Annotated in this window: 4 protein-coding genes; 3 read left to right on the top strand and 1 reads right to left on the bottom strand. The window is 48.3% G+C overall.

Translation table 11 applies throughout. The features are described from left to right. Positions 1-1,230 precede the first annotated feature (1,230 nt). Positions 1,231-3,297: a M13 family metallopeptidase gene (locus tag B0I18_RS24845; protein ID WP_106525478.1), complete on the bottom strand. Its 2,067-nt coding sequence runs from the start codon at positions 3,295-3,297 to the stop codon at positions 1,231-1,233. 203 nt (positions 3,298-3,500) lie between these two features. On the opposite strand from B0I18_RS24845, the gene aroQ reads away from it, so the two are divergent. The 3 genes from aroQ to B0I18_RS24825 all read left to right on the top strand — a co-directional run. Next, on the top strand, positions 3,501-3,929 hold the full coding sequence (gene aroQ, locus B0I18_RS24840; protein WP_106525477.1) for a type II 3-dehydroquinate dehydratase: 429 nt from the start codon (positions 3,501-3,503) through the stop codon (positions 3,927-3,929). Positions 3,930-4,391: 462 nt separating this feature from the next. Continuing rightward, a complete protein-coding gene (locus B0I18_RS24830; RefSeq protein ID WP_106525475.1) occupies positions 4,392-6,458 on the top strand; it encodes a T9SS type B sorting domain-containing protein in 2,067 nt (688 codons plus the stop codon). 410 nt (positions 6,459-6,868) lie between these two features. Beyond that, positions 6,869-8,412, top strand: a 1,544-nt coding sequence (locus B0I18_RS24825) for a hypothetical protein (RefSeq protein ID WP_146146871.1), incomplete at its 3' end; no start/stop codon positions are given.

Genomic DNA, 8,412 nt, shown 5'->3' with positions numbered 1-8,412 from the left:
ATTTCTATGAACTTTCCCTTAAACCGTTCCGCTAAGGGAGCGCAAAGATAGAAGTCCTATACCGTTCCACAAAATGTTTTTAACAGATCGATTGACCTTTGTTTACCATATCTCAGGAACAGCAACACTTACAAGCCAGATATATTTTTTGAATTCAAGTATTGGGGGGGGAGATGTTAGATGGTAGATGTGAGATGTGAGATGGGAGATGTGAGATGTTAGATGTTAGATGGGAGATGGTAGATGGTAGATGTTAGATGGGAGATGTGAGATGTGAGATGTGAGATGTGGGATGTGTCATCCTGAGCGCAGCGAAGGATCTTAACGGAGGAAGCACGCCCTGAGATGAGCAATATGCATAACTATATAAAGCCAGCTAACCGAGGACAGCCTTCGTGAAGCAAGACGCCCCCCCACTCCCTCTAATAAAGCCAGCCAACGGATAAGATCCTTCGCGATGCTCAGGATGACAGCGAACACTTCAACAGTTTAAAATTCAAAACTCAAAATTTAAAATTACCCTGCTGCGCTCAGGATGACAGGCTCCTTCTTGATACATACCACTCTAATAAAGCCAGCTAACTGATGAGATCCTTCGCTACGCTCAGGATGACAGCGAACACTTCAACAGCTCAAAATTCAAAACTCAAAATTTAAAATTACCCTGCTGCGCTCAGGATGACAGGCTCCTTCTTGATACATACCACTCTAATAAAGCCGGCTAACTGATGAGATCCTTCGCTACGCTCAGGATGACAGCGAACACTTCAACAGCTCAAAATTTAAAACTCAAAATTCAAAATTACCCAGCTGCGCTCAGGATAACAGGCTCCTTCTTGACACGTAGCACTCCGACAAAGCCAGCTAATCGGTGAGATCCTTCGCGATGCTCAGGATGACAGCGAACACTTCAACAGTTTAAAATTTAAAACTCAAAATTTAAAATTACCCTGCTGCGCTCAGGATGACAGGCCCCCTCTTGATACATACCACTCTAATAAAGCCAACCAACGGATAAGATCCTTCGCGATGCTCAGGAGGACAGCGAACACTTCAACAGTTTAAAATTCAAAACTCAAAATTTAAAATTACCCTGCTGCGCTCAGGATGATAGGCTCCCTCTTGATACTTTATACTTGATACCTGATACTTTACTACCTGATACTAAAAACAAAACAGGCTGCCCTAAGGGACAGCCTGTTGTTATCGATCATGTTGATTGAAAAATGCTTACCAGATTTTAGCACGGATGCTATCTGCACGCCACATTTTATCGCCTTCTTTTACATTAAATGCTTTATAGAAAGGTTCGAAATTGCTCAACGGACCATTACCCCTCCATTGTTGCGGAGAGTGCGGATCGGTCTGGATCAGCTGACGTACGGTGGCATCTTTAGCCTTACCACGCCATACCTGGGCCCAGCTCAGGAAGAAACGCTGATCGGGTGTGAAACCGTCGATCTTTTCGTTGCCCTGGCCTTGTTTTGTTTTTTTGAACGCTTCGTAGGCAATGGTAACACCACCCAGGTCGGCAATATTCTCGCCGAGGGTAAGCGAACCGTTTACGTGCATGCTGCCATCGAGTACGGTGTAGGCGTCAAACTGGCGACGAACTACATCTGTTTTCGCGCCAAATTTCTTGGCATCTTCCGGAGTCCACCAGTTACGCAGGTAACCTTCGGCATCATACTGGCAACCCTGGTCGTCGAAACCGTGGGTCATTTCGTGACCGATAACGGCACCGATACCACCATAGTTTACGGCATCATCCGCATCGAAGTCGAAGAACGGGAACTGCAGGATAGCCGCAGGGAACACGATCTCGTTCCAACCCGGGTTGTAATAGGCGTTAACGGTATTAGGCGTCATACCCCACTCTGCCTTGTCGATAGGCTTACCCAGTTTGCCAATTTCGTAGTTATAATTGAAAGCCGAAGCATTCAGGATATTCTGTACATAGTTATCAGCACCGATCTTTACAGAAGAATAATCTTTCCATTTGTCGGGATAACCAATCTTTTTGGTGAAGGAGTTCAGTTTAGCCAGGGCTTTTTGCTTGGTTACTTCGCTCATCCAGTCGAGCTTGGTAATCCGGTCGCGGAAGGCTTCCTGCAGGTTGTTTACCAATTCCTGCATGCGTTTTTTAGCCTCAGGTTTGAAGTTTTTCTCTACATAAAGTTGTCCCAGCTGATCACCTACAGAAGCGTTGATGATGCTCATTACGCGTTTCCAGCGTGGTTTCTGCTCTTTTTGCCCGCGCAGGGTGCGACCATGGAAATCGAAGCTCGCATCACTAAACGCGCTGCTCAGGTAAGGCGCCATATCGCTGGTAACGTGGAAAGTCAGGTATTGTTTCCATACGTCTACCGGCGTGGCTTTGAGCTGGCGGGCAAGTTCCTGGTAGTATTTAGGCGTAGCTACGATCAGGCTGTCTTCGCCGGTGATCTTAAACTGGCTGAACATATTTTTCCAATCGATACCCGGAGTTTGTTTGCTGAAGGCATCGAGGCTGAATTTGTTGTATAACTTCTGCGGATCGCGCATCTGGTCGGGCCTTAAAGAAGCCCCGGCCAGCTTGGATTCCAGGGCAAATATAGCTTCGGCATTTTTTGTAGCCGTAGCATTATCCACACCGGTAAGTTCCAGTATTTTGGCGATATAAGCTTTATAAGCAACCCTGTTCTTTTCAGAGATCGTGTCTTTATCGAAATAGTTGTCGCGGGTAGGCAGGCCCAGACCGGTTTGCATCAGCTGTACGATCTGCTTCGTAATGATCTTATCATCGGGGGCTACATAACCGCCAATGATGGTTGTATTACCCTGTACAAACTGCGTAGCAACCTCGGCCAGCAATTGTTCGGGGGTAGTGATGGCCGCGATACGGTCGAGGGTAGGTTTAAGCGGGGCAATACCTGCTTTTTCGATGGCAGTGGTATCCATACCGCTTTTATAAAAATCGCCAACCATTTTCTCGTTGCTACCTGCAGCGGCACCTTTGTTGCCTGCAGCCGCTTCCATTACCTTATGTACATCCTCGTTGGTATTTTCGGCCAGCATATCAAAGCTGCCCCAACGGGTCTGGTCGCCGGGAATTTCTGTTTTTTTCAACCATGCGCCATTGGCATAGAGAAAAAAGTTTTCGGCCGGGCTAATGGTGGTATCCATATTGGCAGGGTCGATAAACTTAAAGTCTTTTTTCTTCGCGTCTGCTACAGTATCACTCCCGCCACCCTGGCAAGATGCGGCACCAATGGCAGCAATTGCGGTACCTGTTAGCAACAGATTGACAATTTTCATTCGTAAATATTTTTTTATGAAGTGCAAATTTAACTTTTATGCCTTCAAATAAAAGTAGGATGAGGGGGGAATTTTGGGGTGATATTGTTTTTTCCCAACTATATCCCGTTTAATTTATTTAGGCGGGTCCTATCCTGCCCTGCCGTCCCAAAAGCCAGGATAGTGTTGTACATTCGTTGCATTAAAAATAAGGAAGTACTGCTATGCATATTACGATTATTAACGGCCCCAATCTCAACCTGCTCGGTACCAGAGAGCCGGAAATCTATGGCAGCAAAAGCTTTGAGACCTTTCTTACTGAACTGCAGCAACGTTTCCCGGACACCGTCCTGGAGTACTACCAAAGCAATCATGAAGGAGCGCTGATCGACAAATTACAGGATTGCAAGGGCAAGACTGCGGGTATTATCTTCAACGGCGCCGGTTATACGCATACCAGTATCGCTCTTGCCGATACGATAAAAGCGATCGACGTACCTGTGGTCGAGGTTCATATTTCCAATATACACGCCCGGGAACCCTACCGGCAGCACTCCTATACAGCAGCCAATGCAAGGGGTATTATTTCCGGTCTTGGCCTGGAAGGTTATGCCCTTGCCATTTCGTGGTTCCGGCAAACTCTTACCCCATAAATACAGCAATCGTCCTGCGCGCAAAAAGGAGACAACGCCGGCTTGCCGCTTTTTAAAAATTTCGCAGCCCCCTCCTGTAACAATGCGCCGACAGCGGGCAGCAACCGGCAGCAGACCATCATATCATTAATAAAAACTACGGGTAACCTTGTGGTCGCTTTTCGAGGCATCCGCAGCGAATACAGGAAAAACACGGACAAACAGGATAACCTGCTAGTACCCGGGGGCCCATAGGGTGTCTTCATAGATACCGGTCCGCAAAAATGCGGCCGGGCCGGGTTGTTTCCGCTACCCGGCAGCGAAAAAGATGCTATTCGGGAAAGGAGGGAAGCATTAACCAGTCCTGGTTTATATACAGGAACATATGCATTACAGCCCCCTGTTCGAAAGGCACATACACAGGCAATACCCCTGTGCAATAAGTATCCAACTTAACCATAACTTATAAAGTACTGCATAACGTTGAAATCTGTAACCATAAAAGGAGGCATCCTGTTGCTCATTTTACTGTGCCTGCTCAACCAGAGTAATGCCCAGTTTCATGCCCAACGCAGCATACATCTGAAAGCAAACAGTAACTGGTTCCTGGGCGACCTCGGCATCGACCTGAACACGGGCACGCCTGCCGTTACCCAAACGAATAAGTTTCTGCAGATCCTGCGCTCCTACTTCTATGAAGGCGATTTCTCCATACGGGTCAGGGGCCAGCAATTCCCCAATATGGTCCCGGTTTCCCATCCGCAAACCGGCGCCCTGCGCTTCATTGCCACCCGCAATGCCCTGTTGGACCGCAACCTTGATCCGATGCCCGATGGCGACTTTGACCTCAATACTTTTTTTTACAGCACGACGGAAAAAAACTTTGTAGTGGTGCCCTATACCCACGATCCGGATAAGTACTATGTATTTTCCCTGAGCGAGCCGTTCGGCTTAAGCTATTCGGTGGTCGATATGAGTCTCAATAACGGGTTGGGCAATGTAGTTGCTGCCACCAAAAACACGAAATTAAGAGCAACGGATTACCCCGAAGGCAATGCATCGTTTATAGATGTGGTGCCGGGCAATAACTGCGATGTATGGCTGCTGATGACAGACGGCAGCCTCAGTGACCTGACCTACAAGATGTATGCCTATAACATAAACGCCTCGGGCATAAACCCTACCCCGGTCGTATCTACCTTCAGTAAGGAAAACGCTTCGGATATGACCTGGGATTATCACTGTTCGCCCGCCCGCGACCTTATAGCCTTAACGATGCTCAATACCAATACGGCCGGCACATTCAAGCCCCGGATCGATGTATTGTTCTTTAAATTTAACCTCGACAACGGCGTCATTACTGCCGACGCCCTGCCGCCGATCGACCTGGGGGAAACCAATAACCGGGATCTGCACGGCTGCTTTACGCCGGACAATACCGCCTACGTGCTTTATACCAATGAATATGCCAACGGGAAGGCTACCTTCTACAAGTACGACCTGACGGACAACATGCGCAAGACCAGCTTCGAATATCCCCTGGCTTATACCACCTTTAATACCAATAAACATTCGAACTATTATCCACCGATTATTTTTTTCAAACCTTACGGAGATAAGCTGTTCTTTAATATTCCCGAGAGTTTCCTGGTACCCGATCCTTTTGAAGCGTCCCTGAAACAGGTGTTCCAGTATCCCTGCATTAAACTCGGAGCCATGAAGCCGACGGGTAACGACTGGCAACAAATAGCCTTCGACCCGGCTATAGACTTATTACGCAATTGCCGGCTCTACACCAATACCGATGTGGTTTACCCTTACCTGCCCCTGGATACGATTGCCAGCACCTATTTCGATACCGTATTCTGCCGCGAACCGGAAATCCCGTTTGAGCCGGTAACTTTAAAAGCAAGACCCGGGTTTACCGACTATGTATGGTATGACGGCACCGCCGGCAACGAGCACACAATCAGCGCACCCGGCAAGTATTGGGTATATTATAAGGGCGGCTGCGGCGACCGCGTCGACACCTTCTCCTACCGCTTGCGGGCGCCGGTAGTGGTACTGCCACCTGATACGGTGATCTGCGAACAACGGTTCCCGGCTACGATCAAACCTGATGAGGAGGGGCAATACCTCTGGGACGATAAATCGACCGCACGCGAAAGAAATATTTACAACCCGGGAACCTATTGGGTGAAATTCCAGGCAGAAGGTTGTACACAATACGACACAATAACGGTGGGCAGCAAATATTGCCCCTGCAGTATATCGGTGCCCAATGCCTTCAGTCCGAACAACGACGGGCTCAACGACTATTTCAAACCCGTGATCGCGTTGGGTTGTGTGCCTTCCCAATACAGCCTGCGCATCTTTAACCGCTGGGGACAGATGATCTATAAATCCAACGACGAATTTGACGAGGGCTGGGATGGCACCTATAACGGCAATGCGGCTGATCCCGGCAGCTACTTCTACGAACTCCGCTTCAAAACCCAGGCCCGCGCAGACCCTTACTACAGCAAGGGAGAGCTGGTGCTGATCCGGTAAACGCCCGAAGCTATCTTTTTTCCAAGCCGCCTGTATTACCGGTAATACAGGCGGCTTGTGTTTTTTGCCTTTCCTGCTGCAACACCAAGCGCCCTACTCCCGGCCAGGCGAGGGCGCCGGTACAGCTGTACATGGCAAAAGTGATCCATTCCAAAGATCGTTTACCCGGTACAAAACATACGTTTCCCGGTACAAAGCATGCAAATAAGGGCAAAAACCACGCGTAAAAAAAACCATTACCCCAGGATCAGCAATCCACTGGTACCCCAAGCGGCTTGAAGTGTCTTCCAAAATAAGGTGCATGTCCCGATAGCATAATTACATACCTGTTCCCGATTCCAAACCAAGAAGAAACAAATAATGCCATATCGCCAAGCAAGCGATACGACCTGCCGCTATGGTTATAAATTGTGCTTGCTAAGCGACGTTTACCCGCTACCGATACGATGAACGCCAAACCGCCTATGACCTTAAGCTCTATAAACAAGAAAGGGATCATTGCACTGTTGCTTTGCCTATGCCTTAACCTGCCTGGCAATGCGCAGTTTCATGCCCAGCGCAGCATACACCTGAAGGCCAACAGCAACTGGTTTACGGGCTTTTACAGCCTCGACCTTAAGACAGCGCCGCCCGGCGTAACCGAGACTGATAAATTCCTGGGAATGCTGCGCAGTAATGGTCTTGAAAGTAGCTACACAATTGAATACAATGAGCAGAAAGGAAGGCGGCATGCGAACATAATCCCTGTTTCGCATCCGCAAACCGGGGCGCTGCGTTTCATTGTTGTCCCAAACCAAATATTCGACCGCAATATTGACCCCATGCCCAACGGGGACTGGGATTTTAACCTGTTCTATACTTCGAACGGAAAAAAGCGGATCGTCGCACCCTTCATCCACGACCCCGATAAGTATTATGCCTTTGCCCTGTCGCAAACACTCGGCCTTACTTATTCGGTGGTGGATATGCAGCTCAACAACGGGCTGGGCGATGTGGCGCCCGGCCTGAAAAACGTACCCGTTCGGAAACCCGAATTCCTGGATACGGATGCGGAATTTATCGATATTGTACCGGGCAACAACTGCGATCTTTGGCTGCTCATGACCGAATCGGACCAGGAAAGCAATAGCTATACGCTGTCGGCCTATAACATTACGGCCTCGGGCATAGATACCACACCCGTTATTGCTTATTACGAAAGGAAAACCATGTGGGATATGCTCTGGGACTTCAAAGTATCGCCCGACCGGGAATCAATCGCCTATATCTCGTTAAACGTTGTAGACTACCTACCGGGCTCACACCTCAATTTCCTGAGATTTAACCCCGATAACGGCGCCATAACCGACAACGGAGCCTATCCTTCAGTCCCCCTGACTGAAACGGATAACAGGGATATGCATGGCAACTTTACCCCCGATAACAGTGCTTTCATTATTTATACCAACGAATATGCCAATGGCAATGCCATATTCTATAAATACGAGCTTGCCGATAATATGCGGAAGAGCAGCTTTACGTATGCCTTCCCCTATCCCCAATATGATTGGTATAAATATTCGATTTATACACCGCCCATTATTTCCCTGAAGCCCCATGGCGACAAACTCTATTTCAATATCCCGGAGTACTATACCAAACCGGATCTTAATGATATGGAGCACAAACTAAAGTATGTATTTCACTATACCTGTATCAAGATGAGCGCTATAAAACCGGCAGGCGGCAACTGGCAACAAGTGGCATTCGACCCACAGATAGACCTGTGGCGGAATTGCCGGTTATACACCAACTCCGATGTGGTATACCCTTACGTGGACCAGGATACCCTGCCCAGTATATATTTCGATACCGTGTTTTGCCGCGAGCCCAACATGACCTTTGCAAGCATTACGGCAAAAGCACGCCCGGGTTATACCGGTTATGTATGGAACGACGGCACTACCGGCGATCA

Origin of the sequence: Taibaiella chishuiensis (genome assembly GCF_003014535.1) — a bacterium.
Lineage (GTDB): Bacteria > Bacteroidota > Bacteroidia > Chitinophagales > Chitinophagaceae > Taibaiella > Taibaiella chishuiensis.
Note: the sequence above shows the minus strand (reverse complement) of the source record. Positions and strands in the feature narration are given on the sequence as shown.